At 54.6% G+C, this 1,475-nt stretch carries 3 protein-coding genes; all 3 read right to left on the bottom strand.

Features of this window, described 5'->3' with window-relative positions; translation table 11 throughout:
• A partial coding sequence (locus EKD02_RS10195) for an integrase core domain-containing protein (protein ID WP_148102978.1) occupies nt 1–468 on the bottom strand: 468 nt, incomplete at its 3' end.
• The gene (locus tag EKD02_RS09845) at nt 469–876 is read right to left on the bottom strand and encodes a hypothetical protein (protein ID WP_126385329.1); all 408 of its coding nucleotides are present in this window, start codon (nt 874–876) and stop codon (nt 469–471) included.
• Between the two features lie 107 nt (nt 877–983).
• The gene (locus EKD02_RS09840) at nt 984–1,310 is read right to left on the bottom strand and encodes a helix-turn-helix domain-containing protein (RefSeq protein ID WP_126385327.1); all 327 of its coding nucleotides are present in this window, start codon (nt 1,308–1,310) and stop codon (nt 984–986) included.
• Nucleotides 1,311–1,475 lie beyond the last annotated feature (165 nt).

Here is a 1,475-nt window from a genome sequence, read left to right as displayed (position 1 = left end):
TCCCAATACTCTTTTTCTTTCAGCGATAATCCCTGCTGCAAGGTCCTGATGCATCTGTTCCGGGGTCACATATCCGATGCGTGAATGGTAGTGTTCCGTGTTATACCAGCGGAAATACTCCCCGAAAAAGTCCATGACAACTCCTTCATTCAAGTGCGAAAACCTGCCCGGATATACCGGTGCCCGCTTGAGACTGCTGAAGAACGACTCGATGAACGGGTTGTCGTTCGGAGTTCTCGGCCGACTGAACGTCTGCGTCAGTCCTAAATCCGTGAACATCTGCTTGACATCCTTGGCTTTCATCTGAACTCCCCGGTCATTGACGACCACGGGTAAGTTCTCTTTATCGATATCGAGCAACCCCTCGGCAATGATGGCGTCATCGATCAGTCCCATAGCCTCTTCGTGGTTATGGTACCTGCTGATTCGCCAGGCAACCACTTTCCGGCTCCATTCGTCAAGCGTCACTCAGAGGTACCAGAACACCCGTAGCACATCGGTTTTGATGTAGCTGACATCCCAGCACCAGCACTGGTTCGGACCCGTCAGTTCGTCCGGCCGGTCTGGCTTGTTCCTTCTGGTGCTGTTCCGTACTCTCCCTGTCCTGTCGTCACCGAGTCCGTTTTCCTGCAGTATCAATCGAACGCTGGATGCGGACAGGTAGAATGCGTTGGCCTCGGCTCCTTTGATAGCCAGCAGCTGCAAGGAGTAGTCAACCGTATCTTCTCGCCCGGCAAAGGACAGTACTGCATCTTTCTCAGCCGGCATCAATGCGTGCGCGGGCTGCTGGGGACCCGGTTTTTCATAAGCCATCGATCCGTTCCGGCGCAGCCGGCACTCCCAGCGCTCAACCCTGCGGATACTGATCTGCAGCAAGCTGCAGGTGGTGTGCCGGGCAATCCCGGACCCTTTTGCCGTATCGATGATCTGCAGGACTTCCTGTCGGGTCTCCAGTGGCAGTCGGCCTTTTGGAAACGGGCCCTCTATTCCAAGTGCACTTTTTTTTTGAGGGTCGTGAACATCACACTGAGTTCGGCCAGAGCCTTTTCTTTCTCTTCGAGCTCCCTCTTCAGCTGGTCACGCTCCTCAACAGGGACAACCGCAGCTTTCTTCCTGCCAGGTCGACTCCTGCTCAGGCGTTCAAGTGCAGCCTCCTTGACCTCCCTGCGGATCAGCTGCAGGTCTGAAGAGTAGAGGCCATGCTTTCTGAGCACTTCACCGATTTTGACACCGGACTGTTCGCACTCCTGATAGATGCTCCATTTCTCTTCTGCCGACAGCCGACGCCGTTTCTTACTGCTGTTTTCCATGTCGTGTTCTCCAGGGTTGTGGAGGCAGGCATATGTTGGTTTTCAGAGGGGCCGCTGGAGAGCGGTTTCGCTCCCGCTCCACCGCTCTCCAGCGGCCCTCCATTCATCCAATAATATAGCCTATTGAAACCTTGTGTTTCACGACATCAATTCACAATCGCGGGG

It is taken from the genome of Chlorobium phaeovibrioides (genome assembly GCF_003968655.1).
In the GTDB taxonomy this organism is placed as follows: Bacteria; Bacteroidota; Chlorobiia; order Chlorobiales; family Chlorobiaceae; genus Chlorobium; species Chlorobium phaeovibrioides.
Note: the sequence above shows the minus strand (reverse complement) of the source record. Positions and strands in the feature narration are given on the sequence as shown.